This is a genomic window from Jiangella ureilytica (genome assembly GCF_004348545.1).
Classification (GTDB): Bacteria; Actinomycetota; Actinomycetes; order Jiangellales; family Jiangellaceae; genus Jiangella; species Jiangella ureilytica.
In genome coordinates this window covers 49,499-71,904 of record NZ_SMKL01000017.1, presented here as the reverse complement: position 1 = coordinate 71,904, position 22,406 = coordinate 49,499, and the positions used below count along the sequence as shown (strand labels likewise).

Here is a 22,406-nt window from a genome sequence, read left to right as displayed (position 1 = left end):
ACCAAGACTGTCGGTGCCGGGCGCATGCTGTCAAGGCATCGGCCGGCAGGAGAGAAGTCAGAGCGAGCTGAGCCCCGGCACCAGGTGCAGCAGCGCGTAGCAGAGCGCCGCCGCAAGCCCGGCCATCGGGATGGTCAGCACCCAGGCCGTGACGATGTTGCCGGCGACGCCCCAGCGCACCGCCGAGAGGCGCCTCGTCGCCCCCACGCCGATGACGGCGGACGTGATGGTCTGGGTCGTCGAGATCGGGGCGTGGAAGGCGAACGCGGTGGTGTAGAGCACGCTGGCGGCCACCGACTCGGCCGCGAACCCCATGGGCGGGTCGAGGTGCACGATGCGCCGGCCCAGCGTGCGCATGATGCGCCAGCCGCCGGCGTACGTGCCCGCCGCGAGCGCCGTCGCCGCCAGCACGATGACCCACCACTGCACCTCGAAGCCGGTCTGGTACTGCCCGACCACCAGTGCGAGCGTGATGACGCCCATGGTCTTCTGCGCGTCCTGCAGGCCGTGGCCCAGCGCCATGGCCGCGGCGCTGAGCGTCTGCGCCATTCGGAAGCCGCGGTTGACCCGCCCGGGGTGGGCCCGCCGGAAGATCCACTGGATCGCCGTCATGACCAGGAAGGCGAGCAGGAACCCGACGATCGGCGAGAGCACCATCGGGATGACGACCTTCTGGAAGATGCCGGTCCACTGCACCGTGTTGGCCGACGCGAGGGCGGCGCCGACCAGGCCGCCGATGAGCGCGTGCGACGAGGACGACGGCAGGCCGAACCACCAGGTGATGAGGTTCCAGACGATCGCGCCGACCAGGGCGGCGAGCACGACCAGCAGCCCCCTGTCGCCCTGCGGCGCCACGATGATGCCGGAGCCGACGGTCTCGGCCACGCCGGTGCCGAGGAACGCGCCGATGAGGTTCATCGATGCCGCCATGAGCAGCGCCGCGCGGGGCGTCAGCGCGCGGGTGGACACCGACGTCGCGATCGCGTTGGCGGCGTCGTGGAACCCGTTGGTGTAGTCGAACGACAGGGCGACGACGATCACCGTCAGGATGAGCGCGAGCTCCACCCGCTCACGACTCCTTGATGGCGATCTGCTCGACGATGTTCGCGACGGTCTCGAAGCCGTCGACGGCGTCCTCCAGGGTGTCGACGACGTCCTTGAGCTTGTGCACCGTCAGCGCGTCGTACTCGCCGGAGAAGATGCGGGCGAGCAGCCGCCGGTAGACCTGATCGGCCTGGTTCTCCAGCCGGTTGACCTCGATCCAGTAGTCGGTCAGCTCCGACGCCGTCCGCAGCCGCGGCATCGCCTCGGCGGTCAGCTCGGCCGCGCGGTCGAGGACGTCGACCATGTCACCGACCCCCGCGGGCAGGTCGCCCACGCGGTACAGCACCATGAGGTCCAGCGCCGCGTCGACGTCGTCGAGGACGTCGTCGAGCGCACTGGCCAGCCGGTAGATGTCCTCGCGGTCGAACGGTGTGACGAACGTGGAGTTGACCCGCCGGATGATGTCGTGGGTGTGCTCGTCGCCCTGGTGCTCGACCTCTTTGAGCGCGACGGCCAGCGCCGCACGGTCCGCGTCGGACGCGAGCGCCTGGGACAGCAGCCGCACGCCGTCGCGGACGTTGCGAGCGTCGGCGGCGAACAGGTCGAAGAAGGCGTTGTCTCGCGGTGAAAAGCGCACGAAACTCCTCTGTCGGACGTGGGCGAACGGTGGAATGCTAAACGGTGAACAGTCTGTGACGCCGCACACGCATCGGCTGTTCACCTGTGGATCTTCAGCCGCGCCACCGGTTCAGGTCGGTCAGGGAGTAGTCGGCGGGCCACCATCCGGCCCCGAACGAGTCGAACACCAGGGCCGCTGCGCACACCAGGACGAAGAGCGCGCCGAGCACCACCCAGGCGAGGTCGCGCGACCGGTCGAGCGGCGCCAGGATCGACCGGATGCCGTGCCGGCTGCGCACCGTTCCGGGGCCGCGCCAGATCAGCCAGGTCGCCACGACGGCGGCCCCGACCGACGGCGTCCGCGCATCGCCCGCGTCGAGCAGGTCGAGGGTGCCTCCGACGAGCGCGGCGCCCACGGCCGCCACCACGAGCTGGGCGAGGCACGGGACGGCAGCCGCCAGCATGTCCCATGGCGCGGCCAGCGCCGCCACCACGGAGTCGTTGCGCTGGGCGCCGCGCGCCTCGCGCCGCTCGAACAGCCGCCGCTGGATGCGCCAGACGATGCGCCCCGTCAGCAGGATCATCAGGGCGGCGACGGCGCCCGCGTACGGCGTCGACGCGATGAGGAAGAACAGCAGCAGCCCGCCCAGGCCGATGGCCACCCGAGACCGCCAGCTGCCCGGCGCCGGCGACTCGCCGCCAGGGCGCGGCGGCGGCACGGCCAGCGGCGACGGCTTGGCCGGCTGCTGGGGCTGCTGGTGCCGGCGGGCGAGGTGCTCGCGGTTGCGCTGCTCGTAGCCGGGCAGCGGCGGCGGTGGTCCCTGCGGGGGCGGCGGGACCGGCGCGATGACGGCGGTGTCGTCGAGCGCCGGGGACGGCGGCGCGGCGACGGTGGGAGCGGCGTGCGGCGGGACGGCGACGGTGGCCGCCTCGGCCGGCGGGACGGCGACCGTCGGCGCGGTGGCGACCGTGGCCGCCTCGAGCGGGCCGACCACCCGCATGATGTCGGCGACCCCCGGCCGGCGGGCGGGATCGGGGTGCAGCGCGGCGTCGAGCACCGTCGCCAGCCAGGGCGCGACACCCGTGAGGTCGTGCTCGCCCCGCCGGATGCGGTCGACGACGGCGAGGTCGGGGCCGCCGCCGTACGGCGCCCGGCCGGTGGCGGCGTAGGTCAGCGTGGCCGCCCAGGCGTGGACGTCGGTGGCTGGAGTCGGGTCGCGGCCGAGGATGGTCTCGGGGGCGAAGTATCCGGGCGTGCCGGAGATGAGGCCGGTGGCGGTGAGCCGGGTGTCGTCGGTGGCGTGCGCGATGCCGAAGTCGATGAGCACCGGCCCGCCCGGCGCCAGCATGACGTTGCCGGGCTTGATGTCGCGGTGCACCACGCCGGCCGCGTGCACCGAGGTCAGCGCCTCGAGCAGGCCGTGCGCCAGGATCTTCAGGTCGCCGTCGGCAAGCGTCCCGTGCTCGGCCACCCACGTGCTCAAGGGGACGCCGTCGACGAACCGGGTGACGATGTAGGGCGGCTCGGCCGACACGTCGGCATCGAGGACCTCGGCCACCCTGGCGCCGCGGACCCGGGTGAGCGTGGTGACCTCGCGCTCGAACCGGCGCCGCCCGTCGGTGCCGCCGACCAGCCACGGGCGGAGCGTCTTGACCGCCACCGGACGGCCGTCGGGAGCCGTCGCCAGATAGACCACCCCCATGCCGCCCTCACCGATCTGCCGGAGCACTCGGTATGGGCCGATGTGGGTGAGTTCGGCCGGCCTCGCATCCACACGTAGACGGTAACCGACGAGTGCCTGGTGAGGCATTCGCGAGCCACGCCGGGCGAGCACCACGCCTGAGGGCCCGCGGCGTGCTTTGCTATGACCCGACACGATCATCGGGGACTGACGTCAGACCTCGCGGTCGGCGACAATCGACATCACGGGGGTGCGGCCGGGCCGAAGGGACCGGCCACGGGGAGGACCGGCGATGGGCAGCCAGAGCCAGGCGACGGCTCAGCACGACACCACCGACGCGCCCTCCCGGCTGCCGCGCATGCGCCGGCCGGGTGCGGCCGAGATCTCGGCACCCTCCGCGGCGGGCGACACCGCCGCCGGCCGGGCCAGCCGCAGCAACCGCCTCGATCACCTCGCCCGCGAGCTGCACGCCGCGGGCCGGCAGGGCCGCACGTCGTCCTGGCTGGCCCAGCGGCTCGGCGTGTCCGCCCGCACCGTGAAGCGCGACGTCATCGCGCTGCAACAGGCAGGCGTGCCGATCCGGGCCTCCAGCGGGCCGCAGGGCGGCTACGTCATCGACCAGACCGGGCAGCGCTCGCTCACCCTCACGCCCGACGAGGCGCTGGCCATCGTCATCGGGCTGCAGTCCGTTCCCGACCAGCCGTACGCCGCCGCCGCGTCGTCCGCCGCCGCGAAGGTGCTGCGGGCGGTCGCCACCGACCGCCGGGCCGACGTCACCGCCGTCGCCGACCGCATCTGGATCCGGCCGGGCGAGCCGGTGCCGCCGCACGACGACACCGTCCGCACCGCCCTGACCGACGCCATCCGCGACCACCGCGTCGTCCTGCTCGACTATGCGCCCGCCGACGGCCCCGCCCTCACCGAGCAGGTCGAGCCGCTCGGGTTCGCCCACTCCCGCGGGGCCTGGTTCGTGCTCGCCTGGAGCCGCGAGACCGACACCGGGCGCTGGTTCCAGCTCGACCACGTCACGGCGGCGCAGGCCACGCACGAGACCTTCCAGCCGCGCGACGTGCGCGAGATCTTCCGCCCCGGCCCGGCCGGGTCCGAGTAGGGCTCAGCCGCGGCGGCTGGGCGGGGCGAACGGCCACTCCTCGAACCAGCTGCAGCGCCCGTCGTCGCCCAGGCGGACGACCCAGAGGTCGCGGTACTCCTGCGTCACGGGGTCGCCGTACCAGACCTCGGCCCGCACGACCGCGGTGTCGCCGTCGACCGCCACCACCTCGGTGTCCATGCGGAACACCTCGTCGGGGCCGTCGCGCTGCGCCTCCCACATGCGCCCGATCGCCGGCAGTCCGACGACCGGGTCCTGGTAGGGGCCCTGCGAGTAGGTCGCGTCGGCGGTGAACAGCTCGCCGAGCGGCTCGACGCCGGGCGTGCGCCAGGCGAGCTCATAGGCCTCGATCCACGCGTCGACCCGTGCTCTGTCCATGACCGCCAGCCTGCCACGGCTAGACGGTGACCGCCTCGCCCACGACATCGGCGACCCGTACCACCGTCGCGAACCGCCCCGCCAGCGCGTACTCCGTCCGCGCCAGGACGTCGGGCACCTGCAGCGTGCGGGGGTCGGCCATGATCTCGGCGTTGCTGCGCCCGGCCGGCGCCTCCGGGTGCTCGATCGGGTTCGTCGCCGTCGCGTCGATGACGAACGTCACCCGGTAGCCGAGGTCACTGGCCAGGCGGGCGGTGGTCTCGCAGCACTGCTCGGTGCGGATGCCGCTGACCACCACCTCGCGGACGCCCCGCTCGGTGAGCAGCTGCTGCAGGTTCGTGGTGGTGAACGCGTTGTGCGAGGTCTTGGTCAGCACCGGCTCGCCGGGCTCGGGGTCCAGGCCGGGCTGCAGCCGCACGTGCCCCAGCTCGGGATCGAAGACGTTGCCGGTGCCGGGCTCGGTGTGCAGGACCCAGATCACGTGGTCGCCGCCGGCGCGGGCGTGCTCGACCAGCGTGGCCGCCTTCCCCGCGACGTCGGGGTCGGAGATCAGCTCCCAGCTGTCGCGCTGCCGGAACGACTCCTGGATGTCGATGACGAGAAGTGCTCTGCTCATGTCACCGATCGTCCGCCGCGCGCCGCGCGTTGCCCAGGCGCGATCGCGCCGTCCTACCGCCACATCCCGTCACCCCCGCCCCGTTGATCATGGAGAAATCGGCCCTCCGGCGGCCCGGGAACCCCGATTTCTCCATGATCAACGGGGGTCGGGGGAGGGCTGTGGATAGCTTTCGGGGCGGTTCGCGGGTTCGGGCGATGATCGGGCGGTGCCACGCCGACCCGTCATCCCGGAGCCGTTCGGCTCGCAGCCGTTCCACGTCGCCGACGCGACGGCCGCGGGTCTGCCCGTCGATCTGTTGGACGGCCCGCGGTTCCGGCGGCCGTTCCGCGGGGTGCGGGTCCCCGCGGCGCTGCCCGACTCGCTCGTCACCCGCTGCCGCGCACTCCGGCTGGTCCTGCCGCGCGAGGTCGCGTACAGCCACGAGACCGCGGCGCTGCTGTGCGACCTCCCCGTACCCGAGTTCGACGGCGACCTCGACGTCGCGGTCCCGCCCGGCGCCGTCGTCCCCCGGCTGGCCGGCACCGACGGTCACGTCGGCCTCGACCGCGCCACCGTCATCGAGGTGCACGGCGTGCCCGTCGTCGCCCCGGAACGCACGTTCGTCCACCTCGCCGCGACCTGGCGCCGCGACGACCTCGTCACGCTGGGCGACGCCATACTGCGCCGCTGGACCACCCACGAGCGCCTGCACGACGAGGTCGCCGCCGGCACCCGCCGCCGCGGCATCGTGACCGCCCGCGAGGCGCTGCGCCTGATCCGCCCCGGCGTCGACTCCCCCATGGAGACCCGCGTGCGCCTGCTCCTGATCGACGCCGGCCTGCCCTGCCCCGACATCGGCGTGAACATCACCGACGACACCGGCGCCTGGCTCGCCCGCCCCGACCTCTGCTACCCCGACCTGAAGATCGCCATCGAGTACGACGGCGACCACCACCGCACCGACCGGCGCCAATGGCGGCGCGACCGCTACCGCGACGAACAGTTGCGCGACGCCGGCTGGATCGTCATCCCCCTCACCGCCGACGACATCATCCGCCACCCGCAGCGCACCGTCGATCGCATCCGCCGCTACGTCCACCTCCGCTCCACCCTCCCGGCTCCCCGTTGATCATGGAGAAATCGGGGTTCCGGCCGCCTCGGAAGGCCGATTTCTCCATGATCAACCTGGGTAGACGGGGCGGGCGGCGGGCGGTCGTAGAATTGAGGCCATGCCCCCCACCTCTGCCGCGTCGCCCGCTGCTGCCTCCGGCGTCGCCGCCGAGGCGGCCAGGCGCCGCACGTTCGCCGTCATCAGTCACCCCGATGCCGGCAAGTCGACGCTCACCGAGGCGCTGGCGCTGCACGCCCGCGTCATCGGCGAGGCGGGCGCGGTCCACGGCAAGTCCGGCCGGCGCGGCATCATCTCCGACTGGATGGAGATGGAACAGGCCCGCGGCATCTCCGTCACCTCGGCGGCGCTGCAGTTCGAGTACCAGGGCCACGTCGTCAACCTACTCGACACCCCGGGGCACGCCGACTTCTCCGAGGACACCTACCGGGTCCTGGCCGCCGTCGACTGCGCGGTCATGCTGCTCGACGCCGCGAAGGGGCTCGAGCCGCAGACGCTGAAGCTGTTCGACGTCTGCCGCCACCGCGGCGTCCCGGTCGTCACGTTCGTGAACAAGTGGGACCGCCCCGGCATGCACGTGCTCGACCTCGTCGACGAGCTGGACCAGCGCATCGGGCTCAAGGCCACGCCGCTGAACTGGCCGGTCGGCGAGGCCGGCACCTTCCACGGGCTGCTGAACCGCGACGACGAGACCATGACGACGTTCGAGCGGGCGCCCGGCGGCGCGCGCATCGCCGAGGAGCACACGCTCACGTCGGCCGAGGCGAAGGAGCAGCACACCGACGCCTGGGGGACGGCGCTCGACGAGGTGTCGCTGCTCGACGGCGTCGACGTCGAGTCGTTCCTGGCCGGCACGTCGACACCCATGCTGTTCGGGGCCGCCGTGGTCAACGTCGGCGTGCGCCAGCTGCTCGAGGCCATCGTCGCGCTGGCCCCTCCGCCCGGCGCCCGGCCCGACGCCGCCGGCGAGCCGCGCCCGGTCGACGCGCCGTTCTCGGGGCTGGTGTTCAAGGTCCAGGCCGGCATGGACAAGGCGCACCGCGACCGGCTGGCGTTCGTCCGCGTCTGCTCGGGCAAGTTCGAGCGCGGCGCCGTCGTCACCCACGCTGCCACGGGGCGCCCGTTCGCCACCAAGTACGCCCGCACCATGCTCGGCCGCGAGCGCGAGACCATCGACATCGCCTATCCCGGCGACATCGTCGGCCTGGTCAACGCCAACGCGCTCACCGTCGGCGACACCCTGCATGCCGAGGGCTCCCCCGTCGCGTTCCCGCCCATGCCGTCGTTCGCGCCTGAGCACTTCGTCACCGCGCGCACCACCGACACCGGCAAGGCCAAGCAGTTCCGTCGCGGCATCGAGCAGCTGGCCGAAGAGGGCGTCGTGCAGATCCTGACGTCGAAGCAGCGCGGCGACGGCGCCCCGATCCTCGCCGCAGTAGGCCCGCTGCAGTTCGAGGTCGCCACCGCCCGGCTCGGCCAGGAGTTCGGCGTGCCCATCGCGCTCGACTCACTGCCGTACGGGCTGGCCCGGCTCACCGACGCCGACGGCGTCCCCGTGCTCGACGCCGAGGCCGGGGTCGAGGTCGCCGAGCGCCGCGACGGCGCCCTGCTGGCGCTGTTCCCGGACAAGTGGCGGCTCGCCTCGGTGGAACGCCGGCACCCGGACGTCACGCTCGCCCCGCTCGTCGCCGGCGCCGACTGACGCCGGGCCCTGACGCCGTCGCGCACCTTCTCTACACTGTGCGGTCATGACCGCTCGGCCGCTCTCCGAACTCGTCGATCCGGGCTGGGCGCGCGCCCTCGAGCCGGTCGCCCCGCGCATCGCCGCCATGGGCGAGTTCCTGCGGGCCGAGATCGCCGCCGGCCGCACCTACCTCCCGGCCGGGCAGCACGTGCTGCGCGCGTTCACGCAGCCGTTCGAGTCGGTCCGGGTGCTCATCGTCGGGCAGGACCCCTACCCCACACCCGGGCACGCCGTCGGGCTCAGCTTCTCCGTCGCGCCCGACGTCCGGCCGCTGCCGCCCAGCCTGGTCAACATCTTCCAGGAGTACTGCGCCGACCTCGGCTATCCGGCCCCGAGTACCGGTGATCTCTCGCCGTGGTCCGAACACGGAATCCTGCTGCTCAACCGGGCCCTCACGGTGGCGCCGAGAAATCCCGGCGCGCACCGTGGAAAGGGCTGGGAAGAAGTCACCGAGCAAGCCATCAGGGCGCTCGTCGCGCGGGGAACACCAATGGTTGCCATCTTGTGGGGTCGCGATGCGAGAAATCTCCGGCCACTACTCGGTAACGTTCCATGTATTGAATCGGCCCACCCGAGCCCCATGTCCGCGCGCAACGGTTTCTTCGGCTCACGGCCGTTCACTAGGGCGAACGAGCTCCTGCAGGGGCTGGGTACCCAGCCGGTCGACTGGAAGCTGCCCTGACACTCTTCGTTCACGAAGTGGGACACACACTTGTGCAACTAGCGTTCGATCATCGTATGCTTCCCCGCGCGGGCCCAAGGTGGTACTGTTTCCGCGGTTGCAGTAACAGTTCCTCGCACGTCCTTGAACGCCCGTGGGATGTTATCGCGGGCGTTTTTCGCTTCTCTGTGCCTCCAGCACTGTGGCAGCGGGAGACGGCGGCAGCAACCCGGGGGTCGCACGGTGCGGCCCTCGTCACCGTCCCGTAGGAGGACACGGCACATGGCACAGGGAACCGTCAAGTGGTTCAACGCCGAGAAGGGCTTCGGCTTCATCGCACAGGACAACGGCGAGCCGGACGTCTTCGTGCACTACTCGGCGATTCAGTCCGACGGCTACCGCACGCTGGACGAGAACCAGCGCGTGGAGTTCGAGATCACCCAGGGTCCCAAGGGCCCGCAGGCTGACGCGGTCCGTCCGGTCTGATCAACCTGTCACACCGCTGCCCCCGTACCTCCCGCGAGGTACGGGGGCAGTGTTGCGTCCGGGCTCGATCACCATGCCCAGTGGTACGTACCACCGAGGAACTCCTCCGCCGCCCGCCCCGTCCCTCGACAGTCCTGGAACTTCGCGGTTACCGACGGGTTTAGCCGCACGTCACGGAGGGCGTCAGCGATCGTGGAATGGCGCGCCCCGAGCCCGCGCGGGGTCGTCAAGCGACCCTCGCCGCGGGGCAGACGGACCGTTCTGTGCAGAGAGGGCTTGATAACGAACGGGACACTGTGATTCGGTAGTCCGCACGTGGTCAAGCAATCGCCACATCGACTCATTCTGGAGAGGTGTAGGCCGTGCAGACCCACGTTGTCGCAACGACGGACGACCATCAGCACCAGCACCAGAACGCTGACCGTCACGAACTGACCACCGACCTCCTCCGCCGGGCGGCCCAGGCCACCGGCGCGGACCGGCAACGTCTGATCGACGAGGTCGTTCTTCTTCATCTGCGCCTCGCCGAGTCCATCGCCAGGCGGTACTACGGACGAGGCATCGAGCGCGACGACCTGGTGCAGGTCGCCAACCTCGGCCTGGTCAACGCCGCCAAGCGGTTCGACCCGGACATGGGCAAGGACTTCATCTCCTTCGCCGTCCCCACCATCACCGGCGAGGTGAAGCGCTACTTCCGCGACCACGGCTGGACGGTTCGCCCACCCCGCCGGGTCCAGGAGCTGCACGCACAGATCACCGCCGCCACGGCGGAGATCTCGCAGACCAAGGGCACGGCGCCGACGCCGTCCGACCTCGCCGAACACCTCGGCGTCGAGGTCTCCGACGTCCTCGAGGCGAGCGCGTCGCACGAGTGCTTCACGGTGGCCTCGATCGACTACCGCGGCAGCGGCGGCGACGAGACACCCCTCGCCGAGAGCCTCGGCGAGAACGAGGACGGCTTCGACCGCGCCGAGGCCGTGGTCGCTCTGGCTCCGGCCTGTCGCGAGCTCAAGCCCCGCGACCGGCAGATCCTGTACCTCCGGTTCTTCAAGGGCTGGACGCAGCAGGAGATCGCCAAGGAGCTGGGCGTGACCCAGATGCAGGTCTCGCGCCTGCTGGCCCGCATCCTCGGCCAGCTGCGCACCAAGGTCGGCGTACAGGAGCCGGCCGCGAGCGGCAGTCAGGCCGGCTGACCCAGCAGCTCGAGCAGCCGGTCGACGGCGACCCCGCGTCGCTCGGCAGCCGGCAGCGCCACGGAGACCGCCCAGCGCGGCAGGACGTCCTCGATCATGAGGACGTCCAGCCCCTGGGCGGCTCTCTTGCGCGTGACGTGCTCGGGCACCAACGCGACGCCGAGCCCGTGGCCCACGAGGTCGAGCAGCGTGTGGACGTCGTTGACCTCCATGGTCACCCGACGGTCCAGCCCGGCCGCGGCGAACGCGGCGTCGGCGGCCTGCCGGGCGCCCCAGCCCTCCTGCAGGTCGACGAAGGCCGCGTCGTGCAGCTCGTCGAGCTTGACGGTGCCGGAGCCCGCCAGCGGATGGTCGGGCCGGCACAGCGCCACCACGGCCTCGGAGTGCAGCGGGACGAGCTCGACGTCGTCGGGCGGCACTCCCACGACGGGCACGAACGCGGCGTCGAGCACGCTGGCCCGGACGTCGTCGAGGAGCCGGGCCGAGCCGGCCTGGTCCAGCCGCACCTCGACCCCGGCGTGGGCCGCCCGGAACCGTGCCAGCAGCCGGGGCACGTCGACAGCGCCCAGGCACTGCTCGGTGCCGATGCGCAGCGTGCCGCGCAGCAGCCCGTTGACCGCGGCGACGGCCTCGCGGGCCGCCTCGACCGACGCCAGCGTGCGCCGCGACTCGGCGAGCAGCGCGCGGCCGGCCTCGGTGAGGCTGACCTGCCGGGTGTTGCGGTGGAACAGCGCCGCGCCCAGCTCGCGCTCCAGCGTCCGGATCGAGGCCGAGAGACCGGACTGACTGATGATCAGCCGCTGCGCCGCCCGGGTGAAATGGCCCTCCTCGGCGACGGCGACGAAGTGTTCGAGGTGCCGCAGTTCCACAATTGAGAATCGTAGCTTCTGAATGCGTTCGGCTTCTCCTGTTGGACAGTCAGCCCGTGCCGCCGAAGACTGGATCGGTCACCACCACATCCCCGGAGGTTCCCCCATGCAGTACCGCCGCATCGGCGAGGTCCACGTCAGCGCCATCGGGCTGGGCGGCATGCCCATGTCGATCGAGGGCCGGCCCGACGAGGCGCGCTCGATCGCCACCGTCCACGCGGCGCTCGACGCGGGCGTCACGCTCATCGACACCGCCGACGCCTACCACCTGCTCGCCGGCGAGGTGGGTCACAACGAGACGCTCATCGCCAAGGCGCTGGCGAGCTACGGCGGCGACACGTCCGGCGTGCTGGTCGCCACCAAGGGCGGTCACCTGCGCCCCGGCGACGGGTCGTGGACGAAGAACGGCTCGCCCGAGTACCTCAAGCAGGCCTGCGAGGCATCGCTGAAGCGGCTCGGCGTCGACGCGATCGGCCTCTACCAGTTCCACCGGCCCGACCCCACGGTGGAGTACGCGGACTCCGTCGGCGCCATCCGTGACCTGCTCGACGAGGGCAAGATCCGGATGGCCGGCATCTCCAACGCCAACCCGGAGCAGATCCTGCTCGCCAACGAGATCCTGGGCGGCCGGCTGGTGTCGGTGCAGAACCAGTTCTCGCCGCGGTTCCGCAGCAGCGAGCCGGAGCTCGAGCTGTGCGACCGTCTCGGCATCGCGTTCCTGCCGTGGAGCCCGCTGGGCGGCATCTCACGGGCCGGCGAGCTCGGGTCGGCGCACGACGAGTTCGCCCGTGTGGCCGACGCGCACGGCGTCAGCCCGCAGCAGGTGTGCCTCGCCTGGATGCTGGCGAAGAGCGATCGGGTCATCCCGATCCCGGGCTCGAGCCGGCCCGAGACGATCCGCGACTCCGCCGCCGCGGCGGACCTGGTGCTCACCGCCGACGAGCTGGCCGCGCTCGGCTGAGGCCGCGCGCTACGCCAGGTCGGCCGGCGCCGCGTCGCGGTCGGACATGGAGGCCTCGAGGGCGTCGCCGATCTGGTCGTAGCAGCGGGGCGCGAAACCGGGCGCCACCTGCTCGAACTGGGCCCGCACCCCGAGCTCGCGCGTGACCACGCAGACGCCGCCGCCCCGTGCCCGCGCCCGCTCGTGCAGGCCGACCAACGCCGTGGCCGCCGACGCGTCCACCGAGCCGGCGCGGCCGAGGTCGACCACGACGTGTCGGCTGTCGGCGGCGTTGGCGGCCCAGCGGATCTCGTCGGCCAGTGCGGCGTCGAGGTCGCCGGGGACGGTCAGGATCGTGCAGCCACCGAAGTCGCGGGTCTGCACGGCGACGTCGTTGCTCACGGACGCTTCACCACCATCTGTTCGCGAAGCCGGGAACTCCACCCTGGTTCCCGCCTGGCTCCTGGGGTCGGCACCGAAGTGCCGGGTTGTCATCCGACGCTTACCTTTGCTGAGGGTCGCTAGAACTGTCAAGGTCCCCGTGGATCGTGACGCGGAGGTCACTCCGGCATGCCGGCCCCGGCGAGGCAAGATCCTTTGTGCCGGGGAAGGGACGGTACCATGCGGGATGCCGCTGTGGGGGTCGTTCGGGCGAGTCGTCCTCCGGCGAGCCGCGACGGCCGTCAGCTGGTCTCGGCATCCACCCAGGCCAGGTACTCGGCGCTCCCGCCGATGACCGGGGTCACCACGATCTCGGGCAGGTCGTACGGATGCCGCTCGCGCACGTGCGCCACGAGGGCGTCGGCGCGGTCGGCGGAGGTCTTGATCTCGACCCGCCATTCCGGGTCGGCGTGCACCGTCCCCTCCCAGCGGTAGACGCTCGTGACGGGCACGATCTGCGCGCAGGCGCCGAGCCGGGCCGCCACGACGCTCTCGGCGAGCTCACGCGCCACCGCCTCGCTGCCCGCCGTCGTCGTCACGCTCACCTGCTCACCGGCCACGTCCGCAGCCTAACCCGCGACCCTGCATCCCAGCGGTTGACAGCGTCTGCTCGGCGGCGAATACTCGATGTCGAATATTCGACTTAGAGGAGTTCCCATGGCCGCGACCCGCCCCGCCAATCCCCTGGCGCTGGCCGTCCTCGTCCTGCTCTGGGAACGGCCGATGCATCCGTACGAGATGTCGAGCACCCTCCGCGAACGGCGCAAGGAGGACAGCATCAAGGTCAACTACGGCTCGCTGTACTCCGTCGTCGAGTCGCTCATGAAGCGCGGCCTGATCGAGGCCACCGAGACGGTCCGCGAGGGCCGCCGGCCCGAACGGACCGTCTACGCCATCACCGAGACCGGCGGGCAGGTCATGGTCGACTGGCTGGTCGAACTGCTGAGCACGCCGAAGAAGGAGTTCACGCAGTTCGAGGCGGCACTGTCGCTGGCCGGCGCGCTGCCGCCGGAGCAGGTGATTGAGCTGCTCGGCCAGCGGCTGCGCAACCTGCGCTTCCAGCAGAAGGCGGCCGAGGCGGTGTTCGAGGAGGCGCGGTCGGTCGGGCTGCCACGGCTCTTCATGATCGAGACGGAGTTCACCGTCGCGCTCCAGAACGCCGAGATCGCGTTCGTCGAGCACCTGCTCCACGACTTGCGCGACGAGACCCTCGGCGGGTTCGGCATGTGGCGGCGCATCCACGAGCTGCGCCGCGACGGCGTCGCACCCGGCGAGATCGAGGCGAAGATCGCCGCGGAGTTCCCCGACGAGCTCGTCTTCGCCCAGCACGACGAGAACCACTAGACGCAGCGACTCCCGGCCACGGTGCTGCAACACCACGGCCGGGAGCCCATCGGAAACCAGGAGCCGGAGACTCAACGGACGGATCGGCCCGACCCCAGGATCCTGCACTCCCAAGGATACGGGCGACGCCGTGCGGCACCGGCTCCCTCCATCGGAAGGAGCACCGCACCATGCACCACGCCATCGAGGCCGATGGCCTCGTGAAGACCTACGGCAAGGGCGCCAAGGCCGTCCGGGCGCTGTCCGGCGTCGGCTTCACGGTGCCCAGCGGCACCGTGTTCGGCCTGCTCGGGCCGAACGGCGCCGGCAAGTCCACCACCACGAAGATCCTCACCACGCTCGTCACCCCTGACAGCGGCACCGCCGTCGCCGGGCTCGACGTCGCGACGGAGCCGGGCCGGGTCCGCCACGCCATCGGCTACGTGCCACAGAAGCCGTGCTTCGACCCCACCGCCACGGGGCGCGAGAACGTCACCCTGCAGGGACACGTCTACGGCATGACGCGGGCGGACATCCGCGCCCGCGGCGACCAGCTGCTCGAGCGGTTCGGGCTGGCCGACGCCGCCGGCCGGGTCACGAAGACGTGGTCCGGCGGCATGCAGCGCAAGCTCGACGTCGCGCTGGCGCTCATGCACCGGCCCCGGGTGCTCTTCCTCGACGAGCCCACGACCGGGCTGGACCCCGAGGCCCGCGCCGGCATGTGGGCGGAGATCTCCGGGGTCACGGCGGCCGACGGTGTCACCGTCCTGCTGACGACGCACTACCTCGAGGAGGCCGACCGGCTGGTCATCATCGACCGCGGCCGGGTCGTGGCCGAGGGCACGCCCGAGGAGCTCAAGGGCGGCCTGCACGGCGACGCGGTCCAGGTCGAGCTGGCCGACGCGAGGCAGCAGGAGGCCGCCCGACGGGCCGTCGGCTCGGTGCCGGGCGTCGGCGAGATCACGGTCGACGGCGCCCGGCTGCATGCCCGCGTCGACGACGGCGCCGCGCCGCTGCCCGGCCTGCTGGCCGCGCTGGAGACCTCCGGCGTGCCGCTGGCCTCGGTGACGCTCGCCCGGCCCTCGCTCGACGACGTGTACCTGCGCCACGCCGGCCGGTCCTTCCACAGCGCCGACACGAAGGTGGCCGCGTGAGCACGACCACCGTCCCCGTCGCGCTGCGCCACGCCGGACATCTCACCGGGCGGTCGCTGCGCATCCTGCGCCGCGAGCCGGTGTACCTCGCGTTCACACTGATCCAGCCGATGGTCTGGCTGCTGCTGTTCGGCCAGCTGTTCCAGCGCGTCGCCGACCTGCCGGGCTTCGGCGACACCTCGTACCTGGAGTACCTGACCCCGGGCGTCGTCGTCATGACGGCGATGATGTCGGCCGGGTGGGCCGGCACCGGCTTCATCGACGACATGCAGCGCGGCGTCATGGACCGCACCCTCACGTCGCCGGTCAGCCGGGGCGCGCTGATCACCGGCGCGCTGGCCTACCAGGCGGTCGTGACGGTGGTGCAGTCGCTCATCGTGTTCGGCGTCGGGCTGCTGGCCGGGGCGCGCTACGACGGCGGCGTGGCCGGCGTGCTGGTGGTGCTGCTCTGCGCCACCCTGCTCGCGGTGATCTTCGCGGCGCTGTCGTGCGCGGTCGCGCTGACGCTGCGGTCGCAGGAGTCGCTCATCGGGGTGTCGCAGTTCCTGACCCTGCCGCTGGCGTTCCTGTCGACGGTGATGATGGCGCCCGCGCTGCTGCCCGGCTGGGTCGGCACCGTCGCGCGGTACAACCCGGTCGACTGGGCGGCCCGGGCGAGCCGCGACGCGCTGCTCGGCGACCCGGACTGGCCGGCGGTGTTCGGCCGGGCCGCGATGCTGATCGCCCTGACGCTCGTCATGGCCTGGCTTGCGACCCGGGCCTTCCGGGCCTACCAGCGGTCGGTGTAACGGTCAGTGCGCGTGTCCCCACCAGGCCAGGTCGTGCGCGCTCATGCGCCGGGCCCGGTGGGCGTTGCGTGCGACGGCGGTGGCGGGCCGGCGCCGGGCGCCGCCGAGCCACCACGGGCTGCTGTAGGCCAGTCCGCGGTCGTTGCACGGGTGGTCGAACGGCGCCGGCGCGTCGTTCGGGCGGGCCGGGTCGGAGACGCGCAGCACCACCCAGTCGCCGTCGGCCGGGTCCAGCGGCACGCTGAACCGGATCGGCTCCGGGCCGCCGGCCGTGGCCTCGACGACGGCGGCGACGGCGGGCACCTGCGGCCCGGGCCGCAGCACCTGGATGGTCACCGGCGTGCCGCCGAGGTCCGGGCCGAGGTCGAGGTCGAGCTCGAACGCGACGTCGCCGGTGGGCTCCGGCACCGGCTGCCCCATGGGGATGCCGTCGGCGGTCGCGGCCAGCGCCAGGCCGGCCTCGCGGGTGGCGAACACCCGGCGCGACAGCAGCGCGTCGCGGACGCCGCGGCGGGTCAGCGTGCGCAGCCAGAGGCCGGCCCGGCCCTTGCCGACCTCGGACCCCCAGTTCGGCTCGTGCTCGTCGGTGACCCCGATGATGCCGACGTGCCAGCCCGCGTTCAGGCAGGCCACCAGCGGCGAGGCCATGCCGTCGCGGACGCCCTCGAACAGGTAGTCGTCGCGGCGGTTGAACAGCTCGAGGCTGACGACGCGGCCGGCCACCCGCTCGTCATAGCGGAAGCCGTCGAACACGTCGGGCTCGCGGTTGGGGTGGTTGAAGCCGACCAGCGCGTCGGAGCCGCCGCCCTGCGGGTGCCCCGGCCGGCGCAGCATCCAGTCGTACAGACGGCGCATGCCGGCCGGGTCCTGGTCGCGGACCGACGCGATGAAGCCGGCGATCTCCGCCTCGGTGAGCAGCGCGCCGAACTCGGTGCGCAGCAGCACGGCCAGCAGCTCCACCGGCAGCCCGATGCCGGCCAGCCCGTCAGCCGTCAGGCCGCCGGTGCGCAGCGGGTCGACCCACTCCTCGCTGAACCAGACGTTCATGTGTCCGAGGTACGGGCTGGACCACTCGAACCCGGACAGCGCCGTGTACTGCGCCGGGGCGTCGGCGTCGTCGGCCAGCGACCGGACCAGCTGCCAGCCGTCCTCACCGAGGCCGAACAGCTCGCGGCACGGGTTGCGCTCGCCGACGGTGTTCGGCACCGGCGCGCACACGTCGCGGCCGAACGCCGACGCGCCCACCGTGTGATCGGTCAGCGCGGCGACGTCGATGCCGGCCGCACGCAGCGTCGCGTAGAGCTGGGTGGGGTCGCCCATCCCGTCGGACAGGTGGCTGTGGTTGTGCAGGTCGCCGTGGACCAGGCGCACGCCCGGGAACAGCGCCGAACGCCGCGAGGCGCCCTCGGCCCGCCCGGTCCAGAGCGGCTGGGCGAACGTCTGCGCCGGCTGCAGCGCGAGCACGGCGCCGGTGGCGAGGCCTCCGGCGAGCAGCGTGCGGCGGTCGATCCTCATGATGCGCCCCCGGATGTCCGAATGATGAGGATCCAGGATGCGCCGGTCGCGTGTCCGCCCGGCGACGTGCAGGCGAGCAGTACCCGTCGGAACCCCGGCCGAGAGGTGTCACCGGCCGGAGTGCAACGGCGGCGTCGAGCCGCCGGCGCCCTCGGCCATGCCCACCAGGGCCTCGCGCAGCGCCTGCCGGCCGGTGCGGACCGGCTGCCAGCCCAGCTCCCGGCGGGCGCGGCCGCTGTCCAGCGTCGGCAGCGACAGCAGCAGCCGCAGCAGCTCGTGGTCGGCCGGGACCAGCCGCAGCCGCCAGGCCGCCTCCGTCGCCAGGACCGTCACGCTCTCGGGCACCGCCACTGTGCGCGTCCCCAGCACCTCGCCCAGCGCGGCCACGTCGATGACGTCGTCGGTGGCCAGGTTGTAGGCGCCGCGGGCCTCGCCCGTCACCACCCGCCGGACCGCGTCGGCGACGTCGTCGGCGTGCACGGCCTGGAACCGCAGCCGCGCGGGCACCGGCACGACCGGCAGCCGGCCCGGCCGCAGCAGCGTCCGGGGCAGCAGCGGGCCGGCGAAGATCCGCGCCTGCTCGCTGGCGGCCGGCCGCTGGAAGACGAAGCAGGGCCGCAGGCGCACCACGCGCACGTCGGGGTGGCGCAGCTCGAACGCGTCGAGGTAGCGCTCGAGGTAGGCCTTCTCGCGCCCGTACGCCGCGGTCGGCAGGCTGTGCGTCGGCCAGGTCTCGTCGACCTGCCGGCCCGCTCCCGGCGAGTAGGCGCCCACGGACGACACGTACACGAGCGTGCGCACACCGGCTCGCGCTGCCGCCTCGAACGTGGCGATGCCGCCGCGCACGTTGACGTCCCAGGTCCGCAGCGGGTCGTGCGTCGGCTGGAACGCCCAGGCCAGGTGCACCAGCGCGTCGCTGCCGGCGAGCGCGGGCCCCGGGTCGCCCCGCGCGATGTCGGCGACGGCGAAGGTGGCGCGGGCGGGCAGCCGCTCGGGCCGGCGCCGGGCGATCGCCACCACCTCGGTGACCCCGTCGGCGCCCGCCAGCATCGGCACGATGCTGCTGCCGAGGTTCCCGGTGGCGCCGGTGACGGCCACACGCATGGCATCCACTCCCCTCAGGCCGGCACGCCGAAGACGCGTGCGGCGGCGCGGATCCGCAGCGTCTCGAGCAGCGCGGACTGCGACGTCGCCCGGTCGATGAGGTGATCCACGCGCTCCGGGTCGGGCCGCCCGCGAGCCGCGCCGACGGCCCGCAGCGTGCGCCAGCCGCTGGCCTTCCCCTCGATGCCCAGGCGCAGCATCTCCAGCTCGACCACGGTGCTCAGCGGCGACCGCGTCAGCAGGTGGCCGTTGAGCTTCAGCCGCCCCGCGAGCTCGGCGGCCGCGGCCGTGTAGATCTTGTAGCGGCGGACCGGGACATTCAGCTCGGCCATGATCGCGAGCAGGTCGGCGTGGTCGGCGGCGATCTCCTGCGCCAACCCGGCCAGGGGCTCCTTCAGCGGAGTGCCGCGCAGGCCGCGCGCGAGCCGGCGGACCAGCCGGACGCCGGCCGTCGAGCCGGCCAGGTGGTCGTTGAGGTAGATGCCGAGCAGCCGGGGCTCCGGCCGGACGGCCTCGTCTGCGGGTTCGGACACCGCGACTCCTCACGGGTGGGCGACGTGCGTCCGATTACCCGGTCCGGCGGCGCACACACTCCGCACGGGGAACAGTTGAAGGTTGCGACCCCGGCCTCCGCAGCGAACCGGGGCCGCAACCTGCACCCGACGTCATCGTGGTACGTCGGGCGTTCTGGGGCCCTGACGGTCTGGACCGTGAGGGCGATCGCCGGAGCCGTTCCCGCTGCCCTGGCCCTGGCCGTTTCCGTCTCCGGAGCCGTTGCCGTTCTCCTGGGAGCCGCCGTTGCCGTTGGGCTGGTCCGGCGTCGCGGGCCTGTCCTCCTGCCCGGGAGGCGTGTCGGGCTTCCCCGGACTCTCGGGCTTGCCAGGCGGGGACTCGGGCTTGCCAGGCGGGGACTCGGGCTTGCCAGGCGGGGACTCGGGCTTGCCAGGCGGGGACTCGGGTTTGCCCGGAGGCTCCTCCGGCCTGCTCTCGGGCTTCTCCGGGTTGCCCGGCTCATCGGGCCTCCCGGGAGGTGTCTCTGGCTTGCCGGGCGGCTGAGTCACCGGCGAGCCAGGGTCTTCGGTGGTGGACGAGTCGCCTCGGCCGGAACCGGGGTCGCGGACGTCCTCGACGGTGTCCGGGGCGGGCTCGTCGCGCTGGAAGCTGATCGGCGTCACCGTCTCGATGATCGTCTGCATGCGCGCCTGGGCGCCGCCTGGCAGCGCGCCCGCGGCGGTGGCGGCCGTGAGGCCGGTGACGAGGACGACCGCGCCGGTGACGACGCGGGCCCGCGGGCTGACGCCGGCGAGCCAGGTCCGCAGCCGGTGCGAGGGCGGCTGCGGGGCGGGCGAGATGCCGGTGAAGTCACCGCTGGCCAGCCGCTGCGCCAGCTCGGCCGACGGCCGCACCGGCTGCCGGGCGGCAGCCCTCAGCTCCCCGACGGCCCCGGCCAGCGGCGCCAATCCGGGCGTGACCGGGCGACCGGCCAGCAGGGCCTCGACGGTGTCGTCGTCGAGCAGGTGGAGTGGAAGCATCTCGTCCCTGTGATCGCCGCGAGCGCCCCCGGGGGTACGGGGTCACCCGATTTTTTTCCGCAGCGCCGCCAGGCCGCGTCGCTGCAGGGCCTTCACGGCGCCGACGGAGCGGCCGACGGTGCGGGCCACCTGCTCGACGGTGAGGTCGCCGACGATGCGCAGCAACAGCACCTCGCGCTGGTCCGGCGAGAGCGTGGCGCACAGCTCGTACACCCGGCGCAGCCCCAGCGCGTCGAGGGCCTCCGCCTCGGTGTCGCCGCCTCGGCCATCGAGCATCGCGGGGTCGGCGGTGGGCTCCGCCGGGCGTCGCACCGCCCGCCGTCGTTCGTCGACGAGCCTCCGGTGCGCGATGGTGAACACCCAGGACCGGAACTGTTGCTCGGACCCGGTGAACGAGGACAGCCCGGCGAACACACCGAGGAAGACCTCGCTGGTCAGATCGTCGGGTTCGGCCGAGCCCTGCAGGCGCAGATAGCCGGTGACGACGGGCGCGAGATCGGTGTACAGGCGCTCGAAGGCCCACGGCGCGCCCGCGCGCGCCGCGCCGAGAACGATCTCGAAGTCTTCGCCGATGACCGCTCGCCTCCCCGTGGCGCCCGCCGCACAGTGTGATCACCTCGCTGGCCAGAAGGTTACGGGCAGACGGAGCCCAGCCGGAACGCCGATGGCGGCGAGCGGTCACAATGGTCCGGTGGACAGTCTGATCATCGACCTGCGCACGGGCACCGACCTGGTCACCGACGTGACGCGCGAGGTGCTCGAGTTCTGCCGCGGCCGCGGCGACGGGCTGTGCCACCTCTTCGTGCCGCACGCGACGGCCGGGCTGGCGCTCATCGAGACCGGCTCCGGCACCGAGCCCGACCTCGCCGGCGCGGTCGACCGCCTGCTCCCCCGCGAGGACGTCTACCGGCACCGCCACGGCAGCCGGGGCCACGGCCGCGACCACGTGCTGCCCGCCTTCATCGCGCCGTCGCTCACCCTGCCGGTCCTGGGCGGCGCGCCGGCGCTGGGCACCTGGCAGAGCGTGGTCGTCGTCGACTCCAATGTCGACAACCGCGAGCGCCGGCTGCGGCTGTCGTTCCTCGCCGGGTGACACGCCCCGCACCGCGGCCGGACGGTCAGCCGGCGGCCTCGGCCAGGACGGCGTCCCAGTCGGAGAGGAAACGCTCGAGACCGTAGCGCGACAGCGCGGCGTCGCGGGCCGCGGTCCCGGCCGCGCGGGCGGCGTCCGCATCGCGAAGGAACGAGGCCACCGCGTCGGCCAGCTCCGACGGCCGCACCGAGACACACCCGGCGGCGGGCGGCACCGCGAACGGCGCCTCGGTGCAACCCAGCACCACCACCGGCATCCCCAGGTGCATCGCTTCCAGCAGTGACAGCCCGAGCGATGTCCAGCGGTGCAGGTGGACGTACACCCGGCGGCGCGCCAGCTCGGCATGCATGCGGTCCTGAGACAGGTCGGCGAACGTCCGCAGCCGCCCCGCCGGCACCAGCACGGCGCCGTGCAGGTCGTCGACCGCCATGCCGAACACGTCGAGTGGTGCGGCGCGCGCCAGCTCCGGCACCAGGTCGGTGCCTACGGCGCGGCCGCGGCGGACCGGTTCGTTCACGACCACGCCGGCCGCCTCGATCTCGCCGGTGTAGCGGTGTCCGGGGTCGACGATCCCGTGCTCGATCACCCTCGCCGGCGCCGCGCCGGAGTCCCACACCAGGGCGTTGAAGTGGGTCACGTGCACGATCGGAATGTCCCTCTGCCCGGCCAGCGGGTGCACGGTCGTCACCGCGCCGCCGCCTCCGGGCGTGTTGTGCTCGAGATACACCGCCGGCACGTCTGCTCCCGGCCGCCGGTCCAGCCACTGCGCCGCCAGCGTCACCTCGTGCGGCCGCTGCAGGATCACGACGTCGACCTCCTGGTCGCGCAGGTCGCCGGGCGACACCTCGAGGGCGCTGCGCGGCCACAGGTAGGTGTCGGCCCGCCCCCGTCCGTAGGGGCCGCGATCCGGCATCACCGGAACCAGGTAGTCGTGGCCGCCTTGGACCAGCGACGTGGTGTAGGCGCCGTGCACGTGCCAGACGAGAACCCGCATGCCGCGGCA

The 22,406-nt window shown here is 72.9% G+C and carries 25 protein-coding genes; 11 read left to right on the top strand and 14 right to left on the bottom strand.

Features of this window, described 5'->3' with window-relative positions; genetic code table 11:
* Positions 1 to 57: 57 nt before the first annotated feature.
* From E1212_RS10015 to E1212_RS10005, 3 genes are all read right to left on the bottom strand, one after another.
* Positions 58 to 1,065: an inorganic phosphate transporter gene (locus E1212_RS10015; protein WP_131981871.1), complete on the bottom strand. Its 1,008-nt coding sequence runs from the start codon at positions 1,063 to 1,065 to the stop codon at positions 58 to 60.
* Between the two features lie 4 nt (positions 1,066 to 1,069).
* On the bottom strand, positions 1,070 to 1,681 hold the full coding sequence (locus E1212_RS10010; protein WP_131981869.1) for a DUF47 domain-containing protein: 612 nt from the start codon (positions 1,679 to 1,681) through the stop codon (positions 1,070 to 1,072).
* A gap of 94 nt (positions 1,682 to 1,775) precedes the next feature.
* A complete protein-coding gene (locus tag E1212_RS10005) occupies positions 1,776 to 3,437 on the bottom strand; it encodes a serine/threonine-protein kinase (protein WP_162605405.1) in 1,662 nt (553 codons plus the stop codon).
* Between the two features lie 199 nt (positions 3,438 to 3,636).
* Between E1212_RS10005 and E1212_RS10000 the strand changes: the two genes are divergently transcribed.
* Positions 3,637 to 4,455 (top strand): helix-turn-helix transcriptional regulator, encoded by an 819-nt coding sequence (locus E1212_RS10000; RefSeq protein WP_131981865.1) that lies wholly within the window; start codon positions 3,637 to 3,639, stop codon positions 4,453 to 4,455.
* A gap of 3 nt (positions 4,456 to 4,458) precedes the next feature.
* On the opposite strand, the gene E1212_RS09995 is transcribed toward E1212_RS10000, so the two are convergent.
* Complete coding sequence (locus E1212_RS09995) at positions 4,459 to 4,833, bottom strand: YybH family protein (protein WP_131981863.1); 375 nt, start codon at positions 4,831 to 4,833, stop codon at positions 4,459 to 4,461.
* A 19-nt stretch (positions 4,834 to 4,852) separates the two neighbouring features.
* Entirely contained in the window at positions 4,853 to 5,449 is a 597-nt protein-coding gene (locus E1212_RS09990; RefSeq protein ID WP_131981861.1) for a cysteine hydrolase family protein, read from the bottom strand.
* A 208-nt stretch (positions 5,450 to 5,657) separates the two neighbouring features.
* Here E1212_RS09990 and E1212_RS09985 point away from each other — a divergent pair, with 208 nt between their 5' ends.
* The 5 genes from E1212_RS09985 to E1212_RS09965 all read left to right on the top strand — a co-directional run bounded on the left by E1212_RS09985 (position 5,658) and on the right by E1212_RS09965 (position 10,644).
* Positions 5,658 to 6,560, top strand: coding sequence for a DUF559 domain-containing protein (locus E1212_RS09985; RefSeq protein WP_131981859.1), 903 nt, complete (start codon positions 5,658 to 5,660; stop codon positions 6,558 to 6,560).
* Between the two features lie 100 nt (positions 6,561 to 6,660).
* Entirely contained in the window at positions 6,661 to 8,262 is a 1,602-nt protein-coding gene (locus E1212_RS09980) for a peptide chain release factor 3 (protein WP_131981857.1), read from the top strand.
* A 46-nt stretch (positions 8,263 to 8,308) separates the two neighbouring features.
* Entirely contained in the window at positions 8,309 to 8,986 is a 678-nt protein-coding gene (locus E1212_RS09975; RefSeq protein ID WP_131981855.1) for a uracil-DNA glycosylase, read from the top strand.
* A 261-nt stretch (positions 8,987 to 9,247) separates the two neighbouring features.
* Complete coding sequence (locus tag E1212_RS09970; protein WP_069109710.1) at positions 9,248 to 9,451, top strand: cold-shock protein; 204 nt, start codon at positions 9,248 to 9,250, stop codon at positions 9,449 to 9,451.
* A gap of 362 nt (positions 9,452 to 9,813) precedes the next feature.
* A complete protein-coding gene (locus E1212_RS09965) occupies positions 9,814 to 10,644 on the top strand; it encodes a SigB/SigF/SigG family RNA polymerase sigma factor (RefSeq protein WP_203416714.1) in 831 nt (276 codons plus the stop codon).
* On the opposite strand, the gene E1212_RS09960 is transcribed toward E1212_RS09965, so the two are convergent.
* The gene (locus E1212_RS09960) at positions 10,632 to 11,513 is read right to left on the bottom strand and encodes a LysR family transcriptional regulator (RefSeq protein ID WP_131981853.1); all 882 of its coding nucleotides are present in this window, start codon (positions 11,511 to 11,513) and stop codon (positions 10,632 to 10,634) included. The two genes, E1212_RS09965 and E1212_RS09960, sit on opposite strands and share 13 nt — an antisense overlap.
* Before the next feature lie 106 nt (positions 11,514 to 11,619).
* Between E1212_RS09960 and E1212_RS09955 the strand changes: the two genes are divergently transcribed.
* The gene (locus tag E1212_RS09955; RefSeq protein WP_131981851.1) at positions 11,620 to 12,474 is read left to right on the top strand and encodes an aldo/keto reductase; all 855 of its coding nucleotides are present in this window, start codon (positions 11,620 to 11,622) and stop codon (positions 12,472 to 12,474) included.
* A 9-nt stretch (positions 12,475 to 12,483) separates the two neighbouring features.
* Here the strand turns inward: E1212_RS09955 and E1212_RS09950 are convergent, their stop codons facing one another.
* On the bottom strand, positions 12,484 to 12,855 hold the full coding sequence (locus tag E1212_RS09950; protein WP_162605404.1) for an STAS domain-containing protein: 372 nt from the start codon (positions 12,853 to 12,855) through the stop codon (positions 12,484 to 12,486).
* A gap of 281 nt (positions 12,856 to 13,136) precedes the next feature.
* Complete coding sequence (gene cutA, locus E1212_RS09945) at positions 13,137 to 13,454, bottom strand: divalent-cation tolerance protein CutA (RefSeq protein WP_131981847.1); 318 nt, start codon at positions 13,452 to 13,454, stop codon at positions 13,137 to 13,139.
* Positions 13,455 to 13,551: 97 nt separating this feature from the next.
* Between cutA and E1212_RS09940 the strand changes: the two genes are divergently transcribed.
* From E1212_RS09940 to E1212_RS09930, 3 genes are all read left to right on the top strand, one after another.
* Positions 13,552 to 14,238 carry a PadR family transcriptional regulator gene (locus E1212_RS09940; protein WP_131981845.1) on the top strand — a complete coding sequence of 229 codons (687 nt, stop codon included), beginning with the start codon at positions 13,552 to 13,554 and terminating at the stop codon, positions 14,236 to 14,238.
* A 170-nt stretch (positions 14,239 to 14,408) separates the two neighbouring features.
* Positions 14,409 to 15,371, top strand: coding sequence for an ABC transporter ATP-binding protein (locus E1212_RS09935; protein WP_131981843.1), 963 nt, complete (start codon positions 14,409 to 14,411; stop codon positions 15,369 to 15,371).
* Positions 15,368 to 16,159, top strand: coding sequence for an ABC transporter permease (locus tag E1212_RS09930; RefSeq protein WP_131981841.1), 792 nt, complete (start codon positions 15,368 to 15,370; stop codon positions 16,157 to 16,159). The genes E1212_RS09935 and E1212_RS09930 overlap by 4 nt, the downstream gene beginning before the upstream one ends.
* 3 nt (positions 16,160 to 16,162) lie before the next feature.
* Here the strand turns inward: E1212_RS09930 and E1212_RS09925 are convergent, their stop codons facing one another.
* The 5 genes from E1212_RS09925 to E1212_RS09905 all read right to left on the bottom strand — a co-directional run bounded on the left by E1212_RS09925 (position 16,163) and on the right by E1212_RS09905 (position 20,817).
* On the bottom strand, positions 16,163 to 17,674 hold the full coding sequence (locus tag E1212_RS09925) for a CehA/McbA family metallohydrolase domain-containing protein (RefSeq protein ID WP_131981839.1): 1,512 nt from the start codon (positions 17,672 to 17,674) through the stop codon (positions 16,163 to 16,165).
* A gap of 108 nt (positions 17,675 to 17,782) precedes the next feature.
* A complete protein-coding gene (locus E1212_RS09920) occupies positions 17,783 to 18,778 on the bottom strand; it encodes an NAD-dependent epimerase/dehydratase family protein (protein WP_131981837.1) in 996 nt (331 codons plus the stop codon).
* A gap of 14 nt (positions 18,779 to 18,792) precedes the next feature.
* Complete coding sequence (locus E1212_RS09915) at positions 18,793 to 19,311, bottom strand: hypothetical protein (protein WP_131981835.1); 519 nt, start codon at positions 19,309 to 19,311, stop codon at positions 18,793 to 18,795.
* Positions 19,312 to 19,443: 132 nt separating this feature from the next.
* A complete protein-coding gene (locus E1212_RS09910; protein WP_131981833.1) occupies positions 19,444 to 20,310 on the bottom strand; it encodes a hypothetical protein in 867 nt (288 codons plus the stop codon).
* A 42-nt stretch (positions 20,311 to 20,352) separates the two neighbouring features.
* Positions 20,353 to 20,817: an RNA polymerase sigma factor gene (locus E1212_RS09905; protein WP_275296160.1), complete on the bottom strand. Its 465-nt coding sequence runs from the start codon at positions 20,815 to 20,817 to the stop codon at positions 20,353 to 20,355.
* 193 nt (positions 20,818 to 21,010) lie between these two features.
* Here E1212_RS09905 and E1212_RS09900 point away from each other — a divergent pair, with 193 nt between their 5' ends.
* Positions 21,011 to 21,403: a YjbQ family protein gene (locus E1212_RS09900; RefSeq protein ID WP_420814365.1), complete on the top strand. Its 393-nt coding sequence runs from the start codon at positions 21,011 to 21,013 to the stop codon at positions 21,401 to 21,403.
* A 25-nt stretch (positions 21,404 to 21,428) separates the two neighbouring features.
* Here the strand turns inward: E1212_RS09900 and E1212_RS09895 are convergent, their stop codons facing one another.
* Complete coding sequence (locus tag E1212_RS09895) at positions 21,429 to 22,397, bottom strand: glycosyltransferase (protein WP_131981827.1); 969 nt, start codon at positions 22,395 to 22,397, stop codon at positions 21,429 to 21,431.
* Positions 22,398 to 22,406 lie beyond the last annotated feature (9 nt).